Raw genomic sequence first — 23,597 nt, forward strand, 5'->3', positions numbered from 1 at the left:
ATAATGAACAACCTAATTGAAAAAGCCACTACGAAAATGGCCTTCCTCATTAATAGGTTGGAAGCAAAACTATTGTTTCACCACTTTTTGAATAACGCCCCCTCTGTCTGTATCTACTTTTAATAGATACATGCCACTAGACAAACCAGATATATCAATCATCTTTTCAGATTGCTTTTTAAGTAATCGGCCTGTAATATTATAGACCTCCAATCCTTCAATCAATATTCCGTTCGTAGCTCTAACATTAATTACATCCTTAGCCGGGTTAGGAAAAACTTTTACATTACTTTCAACAACATTATTATCTTTGTTTGATAGTGTTATTGTTTCACTAGTCAAATCTATAGAGTAAGCCCCTCCATTTGTTATCTGATAGTTGGCTATATCCAATAATTTAGCTTGTATTGTTGATACACTTCCAATAAAATCTCCAATATATCCTGAATTATCATTGGGCTTATTTGTAATCGCATCAAATTCAAAACCAGTACCGGGATCTTCAGATCGTCCTGAATTATTATCACATTCCACAAGATTATCTTGCCATCCATCTCGAAATTTATAACTTGAGATCATAGTTGCGGCAGTAACAAGACCAGCTCCATCATCACTTCCTTGAAATACGTGAATAGCATCGCCAGCGTCAGACAAAAACATACTCGTTCCTGGCACCACAGTATCAACAATAGAAACAACTGTTCCAACGGTTGCAACAGTACCTCCTGAGGCAAAGCGTATCAATACTTTTGTACCCGCCTCAAGATCTGAGTTAGCCGTCCATTTTATCATACCGTCTCCTTGAGCACCAGCACCTGGATCACACCCATTGTTTTCGTTCTTACCAAAATAAGGAGCAGATGAATCTATGTAGGCAAAATCAGTAAAATAAACTTGGGTTCCCGTAGTTATTGGTTTCAAAAGAATGAATGCAAATTCTGTAGCTTCCCCTTCAGAACCTATTTCATTTAATGTTGAGGTATCAGAATTGGCAGCAAAAATCATTAAGTCTCCGGGACTCAACGTGGTCTGCCCAATTGAATTAATTGTAGCTAAAAAAGATAGTACAAATAAAAATTTAATAGAGTAAAAATTTTTCATTTTAATAAAAATATTTAGAATTAATTTAGTGCTGCAAACTAATAGTAAACAGAAGAAAAGGATGTTAAATTTGTTGAATAGTCTTTAACTTTTGATTAATTCCCTCAGTAATTCTCCATCAGGGAAACTTCCCTAAATGGACTTATATCCATAACTCAGGTATTTGGTTTACCTATTTTTTGCTATACATACCATATTCAAACTTTTTAATTCTTTTAGCTCAAAAAAGGGAATTCCTCCCGCTTTTATTGGGCTAAGTGTACAACTCTCTAATGAGAAATAACTGTTTATATAATAATATGAATGTGTAATATAAATTTTCAACCCTTAAGAATTAGAAGTTATTTCTGTGATAGTAGTTTAGTATTAAGTTACCTTTAATTGCCATGGCAACAAGACCAATCACATATAGCTTTTGATGACCGATATAAGACTTTGATTACTTCCGTGTTTGGATTGATATATTGGATGCCCTATCTAACAGAATGAAAAACTGAAGGTTTTATCTGCCTTGTCTTGCTAATATATATACGCCAAGATTGTTTTGAATGATTTTTCAGTAGTAACTTTTTAGCTTAAAAATCCTCAAACTCTTTTTCTTTTAAGCTAATAATTACAACAAGCTAAAGCCTCTTTTATTTGGTCTAAGATGTTCATGATTTTTAATTTAAATCCGATTTAATAATTTCAAATCGGTTAAAGCATTAGATATACTGACAATAGCGAAGGTGTTACGAGATAGATGTTGTACGCAGTTAGTTGTAACAATGAGGTGTTTAATTATGTCTTTAGTTAATCTATCTATTTCATGAATTAAACTAGTAGTTAAAATATAAATGATTGACTGAATAAAACCTTTTAAATCAAAGACTTTGAATCCCCTTTTTAAAAATACGCTAGCGTCCCACACCTTTACGTTTAATTTAATACCCTAATAACCTGAGTTCGATTAATATTTAGACGGATTTTATTATAAGAAAAGATAGGTTCTTAGTAAATTAAAGTATTGCTATTCAAACTCATTCATAAATGAAATCTGTCTTCCTCGTCCTAGTATTCTAATTCTTACCAAAACCTAAACAGAAACATATAACGCCTCAATATGAAACATCTGACTTATTGACATTACAACTCAGCAGTTACCTTTGTTAATAACTAATTTAAAATTTTAATCGTGGAAATTCCACAAATAAAATCGCTTAAAATTTAACATAACAAAATGAAAAAACACTTTTTGAGATTACCATTATATGCGAGTGTCATTGTGGTTTTAATGGCTTGTATAACAGCTAACCACAGTAATCCAAGTTCCAGAAATTATACAATAAACAAATCATCAATTGAAACAATTTTTAAAAAGGCAAGCATTCATTATGGTAATGTCTTGGATTCAGTGATTCAATATAAAAAATTTCCGAGATCCTCAGAAAGAGGATTTAAACCGGCGGAGGATTGGACTAGTGGATTTTATCCTGGATGCCTTTGGCAAATATATGATCAAACAAAATCAAAAGAAGCTTTGAACAAGGCTAAGGAAGTAACTGGGTTTCTATATGATCAAAGAAAAAATACGAGAGATCATGATATAGGGTTTAGAATGTATTGTAGTTACGGTCAGGGTTTCAACTTAACAGGTAATAAAGATTACAAAACCGTATTGATTGAGTCCGCAAAATCAGCTTTAGCACGCTTTAATCCGAAAGTTGGAGCCATTATGTCTTGGGAGCCTAACCCTCAAAGAGACTGGCAATACCCTGTAATTGTTGATAACATGATGAATTTAGAATTATTATTTGCAGCGACAAAGCTAAGCGGTGATTCGACTTATTATCATGCTGCAGTAAGTCATGCCACAAAAACGATGGTTAATCATTACAGGAAAGATTTCAGTTGCCCACATGTTGTGGACTACAACTCAAAAACAGGTAAGTTCAGAAAAATGGACTGGAATAATGGCGAAAACAATGTTGAATATTCAGCTTGGAGTAGAGGTCAGAGTTGGGGACTATATGGTTTCACAGTAGCTTACAGAGAGACAGGTGATAAAAGATTTTTAATACATGCTGAAAATATTGCAAGGTTTATTTTAGATCATCCTAATATGCCAGATGATTCGGTTCCGTATTGGGACTATAGAGCTCCTAGAGAACAAACAATGAGAGATGCTTCAGCAGCAGCAATTCTTGCCTCCGCACTTTTAGAACTGAGTGAACTATCCAATAAAGCTGGTCACAAATATTTCACAGCAGCTGAAAAAATCCTTTACAACCTAATGCAACCGAAATATCTAGCGGATCCTGAAACAAATAATAATTTTTTATTAAAGCATGCAACAGGTAATTATTTAAGAAATTCTGAGTTAGATGCAGGCTTGATTTATGCTGATTATTATTTCTTAGAAGCACTAAACAGGTATTCAAAGAAAATTTAAATAAAAATCCTAATAGAATTGTGAATATATCGAACAACTTCGATTAAAATAGCACCAAAAATGTTAAAATATCTTCCCTTATATTTAATTTTAATTTTTTTGATAGGATGTAAAGATTCTTCAAAGTTAAATAGTCATATAAATTCAGGAAAAACTGTTGAAACATCATCCAATTTTGACAAAGATCAGCTTCCTTCAGCAACAAAGTTTTTATCTTTGGATTGTTTACGTCCAAAAGGTAACAGAACATATCCATATCCTATAGCTGGCCAAAAGTTAATTTCAAATCCACCCTCGCTAATGTGGCCTATGAGTGATTATACGTTCCCTGATGGGTTTCCTTACACTCCTGACTTTAAAAAGGTTGATGAATTTGATACCTATTCCGTGCAGATAAGTAGAGATAGTTCCTTTTTATCTAATAACACTATAACTATCGAAAATTTAATTCTCCCTATGTATAACCCGCACAAAAGCTTCAGTAAAGGAAAATGGTTTTGGAGATACATGGTTAATAATGGCAAAGAAAGGGTGTGGTCGCGAACCTACAGTTTTACAGTGGAAGAAGATCTAATTGTTCTTGAGTCTCCAAATTCAGAAGAAGCTTATGATGTGATTCCTACAAAACACCCTAGAATTGTAATGCTACCTTCTTTGACTGAAGTAAATAAAGATCAAATGAATCTTATAAATAGTATTATAGCTTCAGGTAATTCGGCATTGAAAAAATATAATTCAGACTTTATTGTTAAAGGTGAGCCAATACCTGCTGACGCAACCCAACAGGAAATTGAGCAGATTGAAAGGTTTAGGTTGAAATATGAAGTTGGAAACAAATGTGACGCAATAAAATCATTAGTCTTAAGTTATGCAATTAAAAATGATATCAAGTATTTAACGAAAGCTCGGTATTTTGCAAATACCATACTCGAATTAAATCCAGTAGAGGTCTATAAAAAATCAGATTTTTCGGGCGCCACTGCAATGTCTACACTGGCTCACGTTTATGATAATGCATTTACACTACTCTCGAATAAAGAAAGAAAACTTTATGAAACTTTTATTGCAGGCACAGGGATCCAAATTATGAGTCACTTAATGCAATCAAATGTTGGTTCTGAAGATGGAATTCTATTTGCCCATTTCTTTCAACATACGTACTATGATTTTTTTCAATCCGCAATAATTATGAAGAATCACTTGAAAGAAGCTGAAAAATGGATAAAAACATTGTATGATATTTGGTTGTCAAGAACACCTGGTGGCGGTACTTTAACTGATGGTGCTTGGCCTAATGGCAATATTGGGTACGTGCATGTAAATATGGACTCATGGGTAAACAACTACCTCCTTTTTAAGGAGATGTTTGGTGTTAATACCTTCAATCACCCATGGTTCCAGAATTGCTCAAAAGGATTGGCTTACTTAGTCCCACCTAATTCTAGTGGAGACGGGTTTGGTGATGGACTCGAAAGAATTAAAAAGATTAACAGTAAAAGAGCAGAGTTTGCATATATTTTAGGTCAAGAGATCAATGATCCTTTTGCGATTCAATATGCCTATAAACTCAGTGGGCAGGATACTTCAAAAGAATTTAAATTCTCGAATAACTCCTTTAAGGAATACAGATTAAGGCAACACCCTAAAAAAATTGAAAATACAAACAGTACTAATATTAATCAATCAGCCTTATTTAGAGAAACTGGTATAGTAGCTATGCACACTGATGTTTTTAATGAAGATAACAATCTATTTGTAGCATTTAAGAGTAGTCCCTTTGGTGTTGGTTCGCATGGTCATGCAGATCAAAATTCCTTTAATATTAGTTACAAAGGCAAACCAATATTTTATCCGAGGGGTTATAGAATAACTACAAGAGACAAACATTATCTTTTAGAACAAAAACACACCAAGGCCAAGAACACTATTCTTGTTGATGGTAAAAGTCAAGGATATGACTATAATTCCTATGGTTGGATTCCGCGCTATTTAACAGGTAATGAAATTACTTATGCTTTGGGAGATGCCTCAAAAGCGTACAGAAAGTTTGATAAAAGCGCCATAAACTGGATAACTGTATTAAAAAATTCAGATGCGTATACTGATGAAAATGGTTTTATTTTAGATGAAAGTGATGACCCTAGGCTAAAACTATTTAGAAGACATATTGCGTTTTTAAGACCATCAACAGTAATAATTTATGACGAGCTAGAATCTGAAAAACCAATCACTTGGACTTTTCAATTACAGGGTCGAGAATCGGCTAACTTTTTTCTTGCAGAAAATAAAACAACTTTAATTTCGAATGCAAAATGGGCAAAATCTACTGCAAATGTTTTTGGGTCTCTAAATTTAACATATCAATTAAATGATAAATATGATATCCAGCCTGTAGATTGGTTAAACCCGCAAAGAGGAAGACCTGCTATCAAATTTGATGACAAACAATACAGGTTTGTGGCCCAAAACAAAATTAAATCTAAAAAAATGAGGTTCTTAGCCATTTTACAAATTGATGAAGAAAAAGACAATTTAAATAAAATAATTCAGCTTAAAGATAATGTTCCCATAGAACTTAATGATTATAAAATATATGCAGAGTTAGATGTAAATAAACCTTCTAGACTTGAGGTTAAAAGTAAATATAGTGATAGCTATCTACTGTACGGAGAGAATATTGACAAAAGTTATAACTATAAGAGGAATTATTATAACAGTACCATACTTTTTGAGTCAAAAAAAGGATGGCAAGAAGCTATTGATATGTATCCTGATATAGTTCCAAATCTTGATGTTAGGTGATTTATTAAATAATAATAAAATAATGAATAATGTGTCTTTGTTATATAAATAAACCAATTCAAGTCCAATTAATAGCAATCCTTCTCATATTAAAATTTTAGATTGACTATTTCGAGCCATAAAACATGTTAGCAATAAAAAACCTCCATATAAAAACATCCGTATTTTTAGCAACCCTTTTCATAATTCTTTTTTACGGCTGTAACACTACACAAAATAAAAGGGTCTTGGTTCACAGTTCTAAGAGTGCCGACAAAACAAATTACAATATTCTTTTTATTGCGGTAGATGATCTAAATGATTGGCTTGGTTTTATGGGTAAAGAAGAGATGATTACACCCAATTTCGATGAACTAGCATCAAGGGGAGTTTCCTTTAATAAAGCGTATTGTGCCGCCCCACTCTGCTCGCCCTCACGAGCATCAGTTTTTACAGGCATATATCCTTTTAACTCGGATTTATACACCAATAGTGATAGTATAGAAAGTAGACCTGACTTAACAACTATACCTAAATACTTTCAACAAAATGGCTATACTATTCTTGGTGCTGGTAAACTGTTTCATCAAACAACCGATTATGCTAAAAGTCATTTTGATTATTTGGGACCTGATACATGTGTAAGTGGAGGACCTTTTGTAGATGGAGAAATAAATTCTAGACTACAAAATCCAGTACATGAAGTAAATAGAGGGCCCGGTAAACTGAAAGCTATTTTACCTTTAAATCGTATGACTAATGATAGACCATATAACAAGTACAATACTTTTGATTGGGGACCGCTAGATATCAGTGATGATCAAATGCAGGATGGAAAAATAGCAAATTGGGGAGTTGAACAACTTAAGAAAGAGTATTCTACACCTTTTTTTTTAGGGTTAGGTTTCTTCCGCCCTCACCAACCTTTATTTGCACCAAAAAAGTATCATGATTTGTATCCTCCCAAACACGTTAAGCTTCCAGAAATAAATGAAAATGATTTGGATGATTTATCAGATACAGGAAGAGATTTTTCATTGTTAGCAGGAACATCAGGAACTCATAAAACTGTTTTAAAACATAACCAATGGCAAGATGCAGTGTCATCATATATGGCATCAATAACATTTATTGATACTCAATTGGGAAAAATTATTAAAGCTTTGGACAACAGCAATTATGCTGATAACACTTTCATTGTTTTGTTTAGTGATCATGGATGGCAATTAGGAGAAAAACAACATTGGGGAAAGTGGACAGGATGGTATAGGTCTCAAAGAGTACCATTGATAATTGTACCCCCTAAACAAATGAATTTGGCTGGATTTGAAGCTGGTATGAAGTCTCAGCAAGTAGTTAGCCTTATAGATATATTTCCTACATTACTAGACCTTCATACCAATAATTCTAAGACTAACTTAGACGGAAAGTCACTTATACCCTACCTATCAAAAGCAACACCAATAGATCATAATAGATTTGTAACTTCAACTTTTGGTTTAGGAAACAGCGCAATAATTGATAATGATTGGTACTACATTCATTATTTTGATGGTAGCGATGAATTGTATAGTCTACAAAATGACCCCCATCAATTTTTTAATTTGGCAAATAAACCTAAATACAAAAAAATAAGGGAAAAAATCTACAAAACGTTACCAGAATATCCAGAGGTTAAACATTTTGTTCGTATGGGAAGATGGAAAGCGATTATTTTCAAAGATAAAATGAGAAAAAACAAACTTTTTGATATTAAAGGTCAAAGTGGGATAATGGAAAACAACAACCTCATTGATAAAAGAAGAGACGTTTTCAATGATATCTTACTAAAGATAAAAAAGATGAAAAGTCCTAAAAAGTATATTAATATACTGTCATAAAAACCTAATAATTTACTTAAAAAAATACAACTATAAATTTTCAAATTATGATTTTCATCAATTACCTTAAACAAATTCTGAATATTTCTTTTAGCTTACTGAAGCTAAACAATATATTTCAATTAATTAAAAAAATGAAAACTAAATCATTCCTAATATTGTCTTTACTATGCTATTATTTGGCATTTTCTCAAGAAAAACCCAATATTATTTGGGTTTTCAGCGATGACCATTCGTATCAAACCATTGGCGCTTATGGCGGAAGGTTGCAAAACCTTAATCCAACACCTAACTTAGATAAGTTAGCTTCAGAAGGTATGATTTTCAATAAGTGTTATGTGGAAAACTCTATTTGTGCACCAAGTAGAGCAACTTTATTAACAGGTAAAATGAGTCACTTAAATGGTAAATTTACCAATTCTAAAAAACACCCATTTGATCACAATCAACAACAGTTTCAAAAAATACTTCAAAAAAATGGTTATCAAACCGCTATGATTGGAAAAATTCATTTAAGAGGCAATATGCAAGGGTTTGATTACTGGGAAGTACTTTTAGGACAAGGCTCCTATGTAGACCCTGTGCTGCTCTCGGATAAAGGAAGGAAGGAATATAAAGGTTATACTACCAATATTATCACAGATAAATCTTTAGATTGGTTAGAAAATAAACGTGATAAAAATAAGCCTTTTATGATGATGTTGCATCATAAAGCACCGCATAGACCATGGGTACCAGATAGTGCTCACATAAATATGTATGAAAATGTTGAAATACCAGAGCCCATCAATTTATTTGATAATTATAACACAAGGACAACGGCAGCCCACAGACAAAAAATGAGCATTCTTAAACATATGAATATGCATATAGATTTAAAAATGACTAAGGCAGATGAAAAAGCCTCTTTAAAAGTACCTAAAGAGATTGACAATAGATTTGATAAAAGGCGGGAAAAATTCAAAGACTTAAATTTAAAGGATAAAGAGTTACTAAGACTTAAATATCAAATCTACATGAAAGATTACCTACGATGCATTTGGAGTCTAGATAAAAATATCGGGCGCATTTTAACTTATCTAAAAAAGACAGGTCTAGATAAAAATACTATAATTATGTACTCATCAGACCAAGGCTTTTATATGGGTGAACATGGTTGGTTTGATAAGCGTTTTATGTATGAAGAATCATTTAGAACACCTCTTATCGTAAAATGGCCAGGTAAGACCAAAGCAGGAAGCGTAAATTCAGATTTAGTGCAAAATATAGATTTTGCTGAGACCTTTTTAGAAATTGCGGGAGCACCAATTCCAGAAGATATGCAAGGAAAAAGTTTAGTACCAATTTTAAAAGGAAAGACACCTAAAGATTGGAGAAAAAGCCTCTATTATCATTACTATGAATATCCAGGGGCACACTCCGTTCGTAGGCATGAGGGTATAGCAAACAAGCGCTTTAAATTAATTAGGTTTTATGGAAAAGATGTACCAAATGGAGAGGAATGGGAATTTTACAATTTAAAGAAAGACCCTTCAGAAATGAATAATTTATACCTTAAACTAAAAAACAGTAACAAAATTTCTAAAATGAAAAAAGAACTTCTCAAGTTAAAAGAACTATATAAAATAGAGAAGCCTTTACCCTAATATAAATAAAACCTAATTGTAAAGGGAAGCCTCGAATTTTTAATGTCATTTTTATTACTGTTTCAATATGCTTTTAGAATAAAATATGGTCAATAATAAAAAACACTACTGCTAAATCTGGAAGATGGGGTATGACACCATATAATGAATGTTTCCCTGTTTTTGTAACCTTCCCTAAAAAATGTTACCTATTATAAAGCCATTTTAAAATTATCATTTTTTGTAATTCTAAGTTAAAAAAGACACTATCCCGTAAAGTGTGTAAGTTTTAAATCGAGGGTTTGACTTTTTTAGAGTCGGACCCTTTTTTCAAATATAGTCAAAAACTGGTTTAAAATAATGCCCCAATTTCTAATGGGCATGGACCATTTTTTAGTCGCCTCCCTTAAAGCTAAAAAAGTGGATTTCATAACAGCTTCATCTGTTGGGAACGAAAGCTTGTTCTTGGTGTATTTCCTGATTTTTCCATTAAGGTTTTCAATAAGGTTGGTGGTGTAAATGATTTTTCTGATTTCTAAAGGGAATTCATAGAAAGCGGTAAGTTCCTCCCAGTTATCTCTCCAGCTTTTGATAGCATAAGAATACTTGTGCTCCCATTTTCCCGCAAAATCGTCCAGAGCGGCTTTAGCAGCGCTTTTAGTAGGTGCATCATAGATGTTTTTCATATCCTTGGTGAATTCCTTTTTGTCCTTCCATACCACGTATCTACAGGCGTTTCTAATCTGGTGCACTACACAAATTTGTGTTTTGGAGTCAGGAAAAACGTTTTTAATGGTATCCGTAAAACCGTTAAGGTTGTCTGTGGCAGTGATCAGCAGGTCCTGAACGCCCCTGGCCTTGATATCGGTCAGTACGCTCATCCAAAAGGCTGCAGATTCGTTCTTGCCCAACCAAAGCCCCAAGACTTCCTTTTTGCCGTCCCTGCGCAATCCTACGGCAATGTACATGGTCTTGTTCACGACCTTGGAATTCTCACGAACCTTGAATACGATACCGTCCATCCAGGTAATCAGGTACACAGGTTCCAACGGCCTGTTTTGCCATGCCACTATATCGTTGGCCACCTTGTCGGTGATGCGGGATATGGTGGATGTAGATACATCAAAACCATATACTTCACGTATTTGCTCTTCAATATCGGAATTGCTCATACCCTTGGCATACAGACTGATAATGACGTTTTCTATGCCATCGCCCATATTCGTTCGTTTAGGGACGAGCATGGGATCAAAAGAGGCTTCCCGGTCTCGGGGCACTTTAATGTTGGTCTCTCCCAATGCCGTTCTTATCTTCTTGGAAGCGTAACTGTTACGGGTATTGCTGTTATCGGATTGCTGGTGCTTTTCATAATCCAAATGGGCATCAAGTTCGCCTTCCAGCATTTTTTCAATGCCCCGCTTTTGGATGGATTTTAGAAAGGAGGTGAGTTCGTCTCCTGTTCTGAACTGTTTTAAAAAGTCATCGTTTAGTAAATCTTCTTTCTTCATAAGTGTATAAAATTTAAAATTAAACAAAAAATATCGAGGGGGGCAACCCTCGATATTTTAAACTTTACACACTTAGTGAGATACTACCTTAAAATAAAATAAGCTCTTAATTAAAAGTGATTTTGTTTATTCAAAAATAGAGTTAGGCACTTTACCAATCCATGATTTAGGTGTCTCTTTACATTCAAAAAGCGTCGTTATTACTTTTGCTGTATTTGCATTACTATTAGGTTCAGTAAGTGTTTTTCCTTTTGCAATATTTGGCCCAGTGATTCCCCATGGAACTTCCATCTCTTCTTGACTCAAACCACCATGACCTCTTTTTATTCCACCATGATCTGTTATCAATAAAAAATTTGTATTTTTATAAAGTCCAGAAGATTTTAGCCTGTTAACCAAATTACCGATTTCTACATCAATATCTTCTATAGATTTTATGTATTCCGACGACATCCAATTATATTTATGACCAGCATGATCAACATGAACTGAATATAAAAAGACTAATGTTGGATTAAGTTTGTTGTCAACTATAAAGTTATATGCTTTATTATAATTTTCATGATATCCATCATTCTCTTCATAACTCAAGTCATCTATATAAACTTTATTAATTGAATTAATCAAATTAGCCCAGTTGTAATAATAACCTATTTTTACGCCTGGAACTTGTTCCTTTAAAATTTTAAATACAGAAGGATAATAACCTAAATCATCTTTTTCTATAGGAGGAAGTCTTTGATTATCTATTCTCCATTTATTTGAGGTTACACCATGCTGTTCGGGGCCTCCGGAAGTTAAATGACTTGTCCAATTTGGTAATGTTACTGAAGGCATTACACATCGGGTATTTAAAGACAAAATTCCTTGTTCCATTAGAGAATCTAAATTTGGATGTTGAGATTTTTGATACCCTTCTACACTTAATCCGTCTAAACCAATTATGACTATGCGTTTATTTTGTGGCTTGGTACAACTTAGTATGAGAAATAATGAGCTGAGTACAAAAACATTTTGGGCTATTTTTTTAAAATTCATATTTTTTAATTAACTTTTATTAAGAAGATATTATATCTTATCTGTTAAACATATTTATTGACTTAGTACAGTAGTTCTTTAGATTTGAGCAGAAAACCAAGATGACCAATAACTGAAATAATTATTGATTTTAAATCACATTTGTTTTTCTAATACCAAAACAATAGGTGCCCCAGCATATAATTCTTCTCTGTAACTATAGAAACTACCATCATTTTTATCAGGTAAATTAATGGTTATAATCGACTCTTTATCGGATTGAGTGACTAACACATTTTCACCTCTTTGTTGCTGTATTCCAGAAAAGTTGTATTCATAGCTACCAGGTTTTAATTTAAAGGGAACTTTTAAGGTGATTTTATCAGACTCAAGGTTATGCATAGGGTCTGTAACTGATAAACGAATTGCACTACTTAAATCTTTTATCATCACTAGGGCTGGTTTATCAGCTTCAACCCATGTATCATTTTCTAATTTTGCTCTGGCCGAATCAAAAAACACAATTTGCATCAAATTATGTTTATTACTAATTAATGCATGGTACTTGTCTTTCAAATAATACGTTTTTAAATCTAACAGATAAGAATCTAAGGCGTTCTGCATGTCTCCTACCTCTACGCCTGCAAGAAGAACGTAATGATAATCGTTACCCTCTTTATTATTAGGCTTTATACCATGATTAAGCGCTAGAATAAAATTCTTGCTTTTGGAAATTTTCAGATCAGATGCTGTAACATTAATCTCTTTGCCTGTTTTTATTTGAAGGTCTTGTTTGTTTTTTGGAAATATTAAATAACCTTTTTTACCATGATGCAACCATGAAGGTTCTGTTATTGGTTCTGATAAATTTGTATTTTCACCTGGCTTAATTTCACCTACGGTTCCATTAAGACAAAAAGTTAATGTCGAATCGAATTTGGATTGATCAATGCATGTCACAATGGGTTCTTTTCCAACAGAATGCAATTTTCTTTGAATATTACTACCCAAGGCTATTCCATAGTTATCAATCAGATGATAAGACTTTAAGGCTTCTGCGGCGGTATAGGAATCGCGAGGTAAATGATGGTACCCTGTTAGCCCATATTCATTGTCAGATAAAATCCCCGAAAATAAATTGTCTCCCGGTTTTGCATCAGAGGCATGCCCTTTCTTGGGCAACGGAGTTGTGTTCCACTCTTCTGTAACTCCAGGCATAGTATGCCAATCAGCATTAGATTTCACTTCTGTAGAATACTCATCCCCTTCTACCATAAGTTGAAACACACCACTTCCAGTATGCCAAGACTTACGAACCTTTGAAAAATCTTCTGCTCCTGATGTACGAATCGACTTGTGCTTTACCGAAAAGAAATAATTAGTTTCTTTATTTTCTTTTCTGTGCATTAGGTAATCAGCATTCCAAAAAGCAGTAGTTCCTGTGAATGTATGCGTTTTGCTTTTTAGCGCATCTTTCAATTCTATCAATTCTTTTTCGTTCTCTATCTTTGTAGTTGGAGATTTACCTTCCAATAAAATTTTTATTTCCCTAGCAACTTTTTTAGAACCAAAGTCAGATAAATCACCAAAAAAGCTACGTCCTGTTACCACATAGTCTAAATTATCCTTATAAATCATTCTTCGATATGTGTAGTTAAAGCGATCTGCTATGAATTGATAATTTTCGTCCTTTAGAGGAAATGGCGTATTTTTAAAGTAAGGAATAGCCTTATTTACTGTTGTAAGCCATTCAAACCCGTAGGCATCCATTGCCACATCGGATGAATTGTTACCAAGATGATGAGAAACTGTACCATCTGGATGAAAACCAGACTGGTTATATGTGTGGCTAGGAAGAGAAAGTTTATTACACCAATTTCTTAAATCCTTTACAACACCGTTTGGTGACCAACCATGTGCAAATGTAAGACCTTCAAATTTCGTATTATTGAAATAATCATCGTACCAATACGGTACATAAGTTATTGGCCTGTTATAATCCACCCACAAAATAGGAAGAGCCATCAAAGTACGCATACGATGTCCAATATTAGCATCAGACCAAGCTCCTTCAGAGTAATTAAATTTAGAAATATTTTTCCAACGTTGATTGTTATCATCCATAGCCCTTCTTGGAGTTGATATAGAGAAAAATAACTGATAAAACCTTAATACTGAATTGTAAAGTTTTTTTGCTTCCTCGTCTCCTCTTGATATGTCATCCAAAACACTAGGCCATATATTTATTAAAGGCGCTACAAGGGCATCTGTTACAATCCATTGATGAGTAACTATTTGAGTTGAAAGATAACCATAATCTTTAAGTTTGCTAAAACCATCTCCTAGATCATTACCAATCGGTTTACCGTTAATAATAACATCATTAGGCTCAACAGGTAATTGGTCTGCATATTGTATCACTGCTTTGTATATAGCGTGTCTTAGTTTTTCTATATTCACCCTATTACCACTAGGTAAGCCATATGTTTTAGAATTTGCATAGGCATATCCCAAACCTCCAATAATATTTGAAACTTTTTGCCACTCAATTTCAATCTCTCCTCTCTTACTATAATCTAAAATAGATTTTTCGTACATTGAAGTAAATTCAAATTGTCCATTATTTTTTAAAAGCTGATTTATTAACTGCGGTAAATCTTCTTCTTTAATCTTTTTCCTTCCATATAATCTTGGGGTTGTTAAAGTTATAGGAGTGTAAAACTCAATGAAATGATCCCACATTGTTTTTTCTACTACATGAATCTTTATATTCTTTGTTGCTAAAACTTGACCTTCTGACCGCAATTCAACCAGCAAGTTATATTCCCTAGAATCTTGTTTACCTGTATTTTTTCCTTTCGCTACCATAAACAAGCCAAACAACCTGCCTTGTTCATCAAACTCTGTTTTAAGATCAAAAATATCGGTGTCAGATTTAATAATTTTAAAACTGTAGGTTGATGGAACTCTTTCATTTAAATAGTCTTTATTCCTTTTTAAATTTATTTTGCCATTTACAATGGAGCCTTCATTTTTATTAGTATTAATATCAAAATAGTCGGCAAACAAGATTTCTTTTTCTTGTCCATACGTAATCAATATACAGACAAGACTATACAGATAAAATAGAATTTGTTTCATATGTTTTTTGCTTCAGATTATAAGTTAATTTTATACTTGTGCATTAATTTCAAATATTGAACGACTTCTAAGGGATATAAAAAATATATTTATAAAAAAGAGGTGCGTTAATGCACCTCTTTTGTTCTTAAGGTTTAAAAATTATTAGATAATGGGGCTGTATATTCATCTTAATAAATCAAAATTGACTATCTATACCCATTGTTTGTAGGATCTGTATTTAAGATATTAGGGTTTTGATTAATCTCAGCAAGAACAGGTATTGGCAAAAGATTATGCTTTTCCTGAACATTTGCCGCTGGAAAATAATTTTGTGAAGCATCATAACCAGCCGCTTCCAAATCTGTTCCCGCTTTTTTTAAGGCATCTACAAGGATTCCCCATCTAATTAAGTCATACCTTCTAACCCCTTCAAAACATAATTCCCAAGCGCGTTCGTTTCTAATTTCCTGTCTAAAAGTATCTCCTCCACTTCCAGAAAGGTCAACAGAGGAATCGGGTGAATCAATGTCTAATTTTCTTGCTCTTCTTCTTACTTTATTTATTGATTCGTATGCTGTTTGTATGGACACTCCAGGAGGAAGAGTACCTCCAGCTTCAATGGTTTCATTTATACTTTCAGCTAATATTAATAATACATCTGCATACCTAATTATTGGCCAATTCATTGCTTCAGCATTAAAGTTTGGAGACAAAGTAGGCATTAAATATCTTCTATATTTTCCAACACCCCACCTCAAATCATCTCGCGGTTCAATAAAATTATCGTTACGATCAATTTGAAACCTCGCAATAGACCAATCTCTTCTTAACGTATCATTAGCCTCAAAAGACTCAAAAAATGTAGGTAATGCATACCATCTAGGTGCCCCTCTTGAAAACGAAGATCGAGTATGTGAAACTACACCGTGCCAAGTACCTACATAACCAGCATCAGCTGTTGTTAATCCTGGATATGAAAAATGAATCTCCCACATACTTTCTGATAAATCATACACATTCTCTGCTAGATTTTTATATACCTTGGGGAATGGAAAGTCGTAAGGTGCTCCAATACCAGTAGGCTCAATAATGGTATTAAGCGAATGTTGCCCACTATTAACAACAGCCCATGCTTGCTCTGCGGCTTTACTATATTTTGAAGTATCATTGATCGGGTTACCTGCCCATTGAAGATAAATACGGGCTAAAATTCCTTGCGCCGCACCTTTATTTATTCTTGCAGGGCTTTTAATTGATGAAGCCTCCGGCAATAATGATATGGCTAATAGCATATCAGACTCGATTTGATTGTAAATCTCTACAGAAGGAGTTCTTTCAATTTTAACATTATCTAAAGAAATGTTAGGACTTAGTCTTAATGGCACATCTCCCCAATTTTTTACTAGTTGGAAATACATAAAAGCTCTTAAAAAATAAGCGTCCCCTAATAGATTATTATAGATTTCTAAATCAGTTGTCTGTCCAGAAGACTGGGCAAAATCTCTAAGTAGAGTCACTTTATCTATTGCTGAATTGGCACGATAAATTCCGTCGTAAAACGCATTCCAAACACTACTTATAATTCCGTTATTCTCTTCAATATCAAAATTAGATAGCCTGTCATCATCATTTCCCCTACCTTGTCTCCAATGACGTTGTAGGTCACTAGATTGAAAATATAGTAAGTAACGTTGAGCATAAAGATTCCTATTCGATAACGCGTCATAAATACCCATTATACCTAATTCTGCTGAATTTGTATCAGTGTAAAAGTTGTCGGCCGTAAAAGAAGAGTAGGTTTCTTCTTCAAGTGTTTCCTCACAGGAGGTAACCCCTATGAAAATAATCGCTATCAAAAATAGACTTCTAAATTTGATAAATTTTACTAAAACTGAAATCATAGTTTTTATCATTTTATTTTTTATTTATTTTTATTTTAAATGCCTAAAGAAATACCTAAAACATAAGTTTTACTGCGAGGATACGCTCCAAAATCTACTCCAGATGTCAAGCCGTTTCCACGGGTACTTACTTCTGGGTCATAACCAGAATAGTTTGTCCAAGTAATTAAATTTTGACCTGTAATATATAGACGCAACTTTTGTAATTTGATTTTTTCTAGAACCTTTTTTGGCATGCTATATCCCAAAGAAACTGTTTTTAATCGTAGGAATGAACCATCCTCAATATATTGAGTTGTAAGTGCTGCCGATAGGTCTCTGGCATTTCTAAACGTTGCCCCACGGTTTTGTTCTGGAGTATTGCTATCTCTCCATCTGTTAACTACCTCAGGAATAAAATTTCTAACAGCCTGAAGGTCACTAGTCCAGAGTATTCTATTGGCGTTATAAATATCATTTCCGTATGACCATTGCAAGAAAATGCTCAAATCAAAACCTTTGTAAGCAAAATTATTTGTTAAACCGCCAAAAAACTTAGGATTAGGGTTACCTATAACAACTTTATCGTCTTCATTGATTACACCGTCATCATTTACATCGACATATTTTCTAAATCCTAATTCTTCGTTACCAAAAGCCACATCAATAAACGGATCTCCATTAGCATCAAAATCTTCCTCTCTATAAAGACCATCATCTATATAGCCATACATCAAACCAAATGGTTGCCCTACTGTAGTTATAAAATCTTGGGAGTATGGGTCTACACTTGGGTTATTTGTTCTCCAACCTGAATTACTTAACAAGGTATCACTCTCAACAAGAGCGAGTGTTTTAGCATTAGGGAACGTAATATTTAAATTAGTATTCCATTTGAATTTCTTATTAAAATTAACTGAATTAATAGCAATTTCAAGTCCTTCATTTTGAATTTTACCTGCGTTACTAAATACCTCAGTAAAACCAGTACTTCCAGGAACTGGTGTTTCTAATAATAAATCCTTAGATGTTTTTCTAAACACATCTGCCGTTAAAGAAAGTTTATTATTAAAAAACCCTAAATCAATACCCAAATTAATTTGCTCTTGCGCTTCCCACCTTATGTCTGGATTTGCCAAATTCGCTGGTCTTACCCCAGGTACTGTACCATTCTCAGCTCCATAGGTTACACTGTTTAGCAACGAAGTAGACACGAATGCTGGAATTCTATTATTTCCAACTTGCCCCCATTCAAATCTTAACTTACCATTGGACAATGATTTAAATGATTTTACAAATGACTCTTGGTCGAATCTCCAAGCAACTGAAAAAGATGGAAAAGTTCCAAATTTTTGATTTTCTCCAAATCTTGAAGACCCATCTCTTCTCACTGTTCCTGTAAATAAATACTTGTCATCATAGGTATACGTTGCTCGTGCAAAAACTGAAATTAATCGGTTTGTTGGTGCTCTAAAAGAGCTAGAAAAACCAGGGGTTGTACCAGCACCCAAGTCATCAACTCCTAGGTTAGGTTCAGGAAAATTTGCACCATTAGCAGTTACACTTTTATCTGTAATATTTTGATAATCAAATCCTAACAACCCTGTTACATAATTTTTATCCCCAAACGTTTTTCTATAATTAAGCGTACTAGACACTAAGGCATTCAAACGTTCAGAAATCGTTATAAACCCACGAGTAAATCCATTTCTCCTTTCCCAAGCACTATTTTTTTGATCGAAAGACTCTCGCCTTCTAATTTGCTTTTGAATACCACCACTTGTTCTAAACCGTAAACCCTTTGTTATTTCATAATCAAAATAACCATTAAATAAAAGGACATTACGCACATCTTTTCTTATTTGAGTACGAGCATTAACCAAAGGATTTGTTATTGGGGCACCTTCTTCGGTTTCTGGGTCTTCGGGTAAGTTTAACATCTCTTCATTACTATACTGGATACCCCCAGTTGGTCTACCTTGCACAATATCTTTAAGTAAATTAAATCTAGCATTACTCGATCCTCCTTCCACTGTGGGATCCAAAATATTAGTTGAAGTGTGGGTTCCATCAACAACAGTAGAGGTATAAGAAATATTTGTCCCTATTTTTACCTTGTCTGACATTTTTTGATCAAACTTTACTTTAGCATAAGTTCTACTGAAACCACTATTTTCCAATAGACCCTCTCCTTCATATCTGGATAATGCTATATTATAATTTGAACCATCGGTTCCCCCAGACGCAGACAATGTCCTACTGCTTACCTCAGTTTGTCTAAAAGTTTCTCCTTGCCAATCTATTGGCTCTACATTTCTATAGTTTTCTAGATCTCCATACCGTTCTTCAGCAATAATTGGATCTATCTCATATCGCAAGTCCACATAGTCATAAGGAGACATAACATCTATTCGCTTTGTGATATTTTCTACTCCATAAAACTCATCATAGGTGATTCTAGTTTTACCCTTCACTCCTCCTTTAGTGGTAATTAAAATAACCCCATTTCCTCCTCTAGCTCCATAAATGGATACGGCTGAGGGACCTTTTAAAATTTGCATGGATTCTATATCAGATTGATCTATAGAAGAAGGATCAAAATCACCGATAGGAAATCCATCAACAACATAAAGCGGAGCACTTGATTGAGTTAATGACCCAGTACCTCTTATCACGATATTTGATGGAGCCCCAGGCCTACCTTGTGTTGAAGACACTTGAACACCTGAAACCCTACCTGCTAAGGCGTCATCAAATGAACCAACCGGAGCAACGTTCAATTCATCTACCTCAACCGAACCTATTGATCCAGTCAAATCTTTTTTCTTAACGCTTCCATATCCAACAACAACCACTTCATCAAGATTTTGAGCGTCTTCTTGCAAAATTATTTCAATTTGCGATTTTCCAGCTACTGGAACTTCCGATGTTTTAAACCCAATGAAACTTACAACTAAGATTGGATTTTTACCTGAAACATTCAACTGGAACAGTCCGTCAAAATCAGTCACTACTCCATTTGTAGTACCCTTCAAAAACACATTAGCTCCAGGTAAGGGTTGACCGTTTTTGTCTTTTACAATTCCACTCACAACGTTTTGAGCTTCATTGAACAATTCGATTAACTTGGTTTCTTTTTTGTCATCTGTTAGGTTCTTAGCTAACACCTGATGTGATGCAGAAAGAAAAAATAACATTAGAAACAAGACGAATTTAATACGCTCTAAAAAAATAGAGACATCATACTCTTTAATTAATTTGGCTTTTTTCATAAATTTTCTAGTTAGTTTAATTATTTTTTAAGATTTGTGCTTGGTTTTTAGAATTTAAATAGTGAAAAACTCAGAGATTTAACCTGCACTAAAAGCGATTTTGTAAAATTAGGCCCTGCTTTTAAAAAAACAATTGGATTATGTTTCTTATCAATATGTCAAATGTTACATCAAAAACATTTACTAAGATAAATTTTAATATACTTGTTAAACTGCAAGTCATCATTATCAATATTTTTATTTTTACTTTAAATCGTTGAGTATTTTTGATTCACAACACCCTAACTAATTCTATAAAAGCATCAAAATAATTGTTATCGAATAATAAATTGTTTTAAAAGCCCTCAATCCTTTAAATAATTAAAATAAGTACTCAAAGTTTCTTCATTTGGACTTTAACCACTGTTTACATAAAATCAAATAGTAAATAATTTTATTCCCACAATATCACCTTTGTTTTTGGAGTCTTTTTGCACAGTTATGTTTAGGAAATAATTTTTTAAATATCTATCATTCTTGTAACAAAATAGCATAGCACACCCTGAACTGAAATAATCTTAGTCTATTCACTTGTAAATCATTTTTAAATGAATTTTGAACGCTCTTAAAGTATCTAAATTAACTGCTTTAATCCTTCTAACATCTCCCTTACAACAACGGGTTTCTGATACTTCTTGCTAAAAACAGATGAAAGCACATATTGTTCTTCCAATATTTTTGAAAATTATGTTTTTTGATTTTTCCGAAAAAGATACTCTGACAATGTGATGTTAAAAAAACGACATCTTCGAGATTTTCAAGAAACACCCATACTGGAAGTCGTAAAATTCCTTAAATTTAGAATTCAACTACTGATCAACACAAGTTAACATAATTCAGATCGACTATTTATCATTGCTATTCTTTTTAATTCAATGTAATTGTTAATGCTGCATTTTAAAACAACCGTTTCTTCAATTAGTAAACACTTAATTACTTTTGATTAAGCCTTGCTTAACCAACTAGACAACAACTAATGGCTATAACAACTCAACAAGAACAATATAGCGCAACATTAGACATCTGTAATGGTAACAATTTTATGCGCGTTTGATTTGCTATGGGATTATTTTTGGATTACCAAAATCAATAGCTACATCATGAAATTAAACTTTTTGGATTTTTCTTTAATCATTTCATTTTTCTTAATCATCTTAATTGTAGGGCTGTGGTTTTCCAAAAAATCAAGTAAAAGTTCATTAGAATTTTTTCTATCTGGTCGAACTATGCCATGGTGGTTATTAGGTGTGTCTATGGTCGCAACCACCTTCTCAACAGACACTCCAAATTTGGTTACTAATATTGTGAGAGTAAATGGTGTTTCAGGAAATTGGATTTGGTGGATTTTTCTTTTAACAGGAATGCTAACCGTATTTATTTATGCCAAACTATGGAGAAAATCTAATGTTAAAACCGATTTGGAGTTCTACAAATTACGTTATGGAGGTAAACCAGGAAGCTTTTTGCGGAAATTTAGAGCTATATACCTAGGAATTGTGTTTAATATAATAACAATGTCCGCTGTTACCTTGGCTGCCATCAAAATAGGAAATGTAATGTTAGGCTTGGCTCCTTGGCAGACGGTAGTGGGTTCGGGCATAATCACTGTTATATTCAGTGCATTAGGAGGATTTAAAGGAGTAATATTTACTGATTTTATTCTATTTTTTATAGCGATGGGTGGAGCCATTTCTGCTGCTTATTATTTGGTAAACTTACCTGAAGTGGGAGGCTTGGAAAATTTATTAGCTAATGTAAATGTAGTTGACAAACTTTCAATTCTTCCTAATTTCAATGACAAACAGTCCCTAATTACTTTACTAATTATACCTTTAGCTGTCCAATGGTGGAGCTCTTGGTATCCAGGTGCTGAACCCGGTGGCGGAGGTTATATTGCTCAGCGAATGTTAGCTGCTAAAGATGAAAATCATGCTATTGCAGCAACCTTCTTCTTCAACATTATGCACTATGCCTTAAGACCATGGCCTTGGATTATCATCGCTTTGGCTTCAATAGTAGTATTTCCAGACCTTCAGAGTATTAAAGAAGCTTTTCCTGATATTAGTGATAGCAAATTAGGACATGACATAGCCTATTCTGCAATGCTCACAAAATTACCAAATGGCTTGTTAGGTATAGTACTTGCGTCTCTGGTAGCTGCGTATATGTCAACTATTTCAACCCAATTGAATTGGGGATCATCTTACATTGTTTTTGATCTATACAAGGAACAAATAAACCCTCAGGCTTCTGAGAAACGCTTAGTTGCAGTGGGCAGGTTTTCAACTGTAGTTTTAATGGTACTAAGTGCACTTTTAGCATTATTTCTACATAGTGCACTTCAACTTTTTGAAATATTATTGGTTTTTGGAGCTGGAACAGGGCTTATCTTCATTTTAAGATGGTTTTGGTGGCGTATAAATGCATGGAGCGAAATATCAGCTATGTTTGCTTCTGGGATATTAACCATAATTCTCAAAATTACGCCTTTAGGCGTTTATTTATTCTCTGTTGAGCACGGTATCTTTGAAAGCTATTTAGAATATCCGTTTGTTGTTATTACTACCACAATAATCTGGTTGGTTGTAACTTTTTTAACACCTCCTGAAAATAAAGAAACGTTGATAGGCTTTTACAAACTGATACAGCCAGACGGTAAAGGATGGACTAAAATAGCAAGAAAAGCAGTTGAGCAAGACAGTAATTTCAATATAAATGAACAGAATCAGAATATTAAATTTGGAATTTCTGCGATGTTATTGGGTACTGTATTAGTTTATACTTCTATGTTCGCTACTGGGTTTTGGATTTATGGTGAATACATTAAAGCAATTATTCTAACCATATTGATGATCATTTCAGGTTTGTTACTATTGCGAACTTGGAAAAAAATAAGATACAATATTCTATAACCGCAAAATTTAAAAAACAAATTTTTAT

General features: G+C 33.6%; 11 protein-coding genes. 5 read left to right on the plus strand and 6 right to left on the minus strand.

What is annotated here, in order from left to right; genetic code table 11:
* Nucleotides 1-69 precede the first annotated feature (69 nt).
* The gene (locus FGF67_RS03190; protein WP_139695030.1) at nt 70-1,101 is read right to left on the minus strand and encodes a T9SS type A sorting domain-containing protein; all 1,032 of its coding nucleotides are present in this window, start codon (nt 1,099-1,101) and stop codon (nt 70-72) included.
* 1,219 nt (nt 1,102-2,320) lie between these two features.
* Here FGF67_RS03190 and FGF67_RS03195 point away from each other — a divergent pair.
* From FGF67_RS03195 to FGF67_RS03210, 4 genes are all read left to right on the plus strand, one after another.
* On the plus strand, nt 2,321-3,532 hold the full coding sequence (locus FGF67_RS03195; RefSeq protein ID WP_199240644.1) for a glycoside hydrolase family 88 protein: 1,212 nt from the start codon (nt 2,321-2,323) through the stop codon (nt 3,530-3,532).
* Between the two features lie 60 nt (nt 3,533-3,592).
* On the plus strand, nt 3,593-6,334 hold the full coding sequence (locus FGF67_RS03200; RefSeq protein ID WP_139695031.1) for a DUF4962 domain-containing protein: 2,742 nt from the start codon (nt 3,593-3,595) through the stop codon (nt 6,332-6,334).
* A gap of 227 nt (nt 6,335-6,561) precedes the next feature.
* Nucleotides 6,562-8,193, plus strand: coding sequence for a sulfatase (locus FGF67_RS03205; RefSeq protein WP_158293168.1), 1,632 nt, complete (start codon nt 6,562-6,564; stop codon nt 8,191-8,193).
* A 134-nt stretch (nt 8,194-8,327) separates the two neighbouring features.
* Nucleotides 8,328-9,839 carry a sulfatase family protein gene (locus FGF67_RS03210; RefSeq protein ID WP_139695033.1) on the plus strand — a complete coding sequence of 504 codons (1,512 nt, stop codon included), beginning with the start codon at nt 8,328-8,330 and terminating at the stop codon, nt 9,837-9,839.
* 290 nt (nt 9,840-10,129) lie between these two features.
* Here the strand turns inward: FGF67_RS03210 and FGF67_RS03215 are convergent, their stop codons facing one another.
* The 5 genes from FGF67_RS03215 to FGF67_RS03235 form a co-directional block, all read right to left on the minus strand.
* Nucleotides 10,130-11,326: an IS256 family transposase gene (locus FGF67_RS03215; RefSeq protein ID WP_139695034.1), complete on the minus strand. Its 1,197-nt coding sequence runs from the start codon at nt 11,324-11,326 to the stop codon at nt 10,130-10,132.
* Between the two features lie 126 nt (nt 11,327-11,452).
* Nucleotides 11,453-12,364 (minus strand): alkaline phosphatase family protein, encoded by a 912-nt coding sequence (locus FGF67_RS03220; RefSeq protein WP_139695035.1) that lies wholly within the window; start codon nt 12,362-12,364, stop codon nt 11,453-11,455.
* Between the two features lie 135 nt (nt 12,365-12,499).
* Nucleotides 12,500-15,484: a polysaccharide lyase family 8 super-sandwich domain-containing protein gene (locus tag FGF67_RS03225; RefSeq protein ID WP_139695036.1), complete on the minus strand. Its 2,985-nt coding sequence runs from the start codon at nt 15,482-15,484 to the stop codon at nt 12,500-12,502.
* Nucleotides 15,485-15,672: 188 nt separating this feature from the next.
* Entirely contained in the window at nt 15,673-17,367 is a 1,695-nt protein-coding gene (locus FGF67_RS03230; RefSeq protein WP_158293169.1) for a RagB/SusD family nutrient uptake outer membrane protein, read from the minus strand.
* Nucleotides 17,368-17,402: 35 nt separating this feature from the next.
* Nucleotides 17,403-20,618: a SusC/RagA family TonB-linked outer membrane protein gene (locus FGF67_RS03235; RefSeq protein WP_139695038.1), complete on the minus strand. Its 3,216-nt coding sequence runs from the start codon at nt 20,616-20,618 to the stop codon at nt 17,403-17,405.
* A 1,139-nt stretch (nt 20,619-21,757) separates the two neighbouring features.
* On the opposite strand from FGF67_RS03235, the gene FGF67_RS03240 reads away from it, so the two are divergent.
* Entirely contained in the window at nt 21,758-23,569 is a 1,812-nt protein-coding gene (locus tag FGF67_RS03240; RefSeq protein ID WP_139695256.1) for a sodium:solute symporter family protein, read from the plus strand.
* The last annotated feature ends 28 nt before the right edge of the window (nt 23,570-23,597 follow it).

The sequence above is a fragment of the Allotamlana fucoidanivorans genome (assembly GCF_006265225.1).
Classification (GTDB): Bacteria; Bacteroidota; Bacteroidia; order Flavobacteriales; family Flavobacteriaceae; genus Allotamlana; species Allotamlana fucoidanivorans.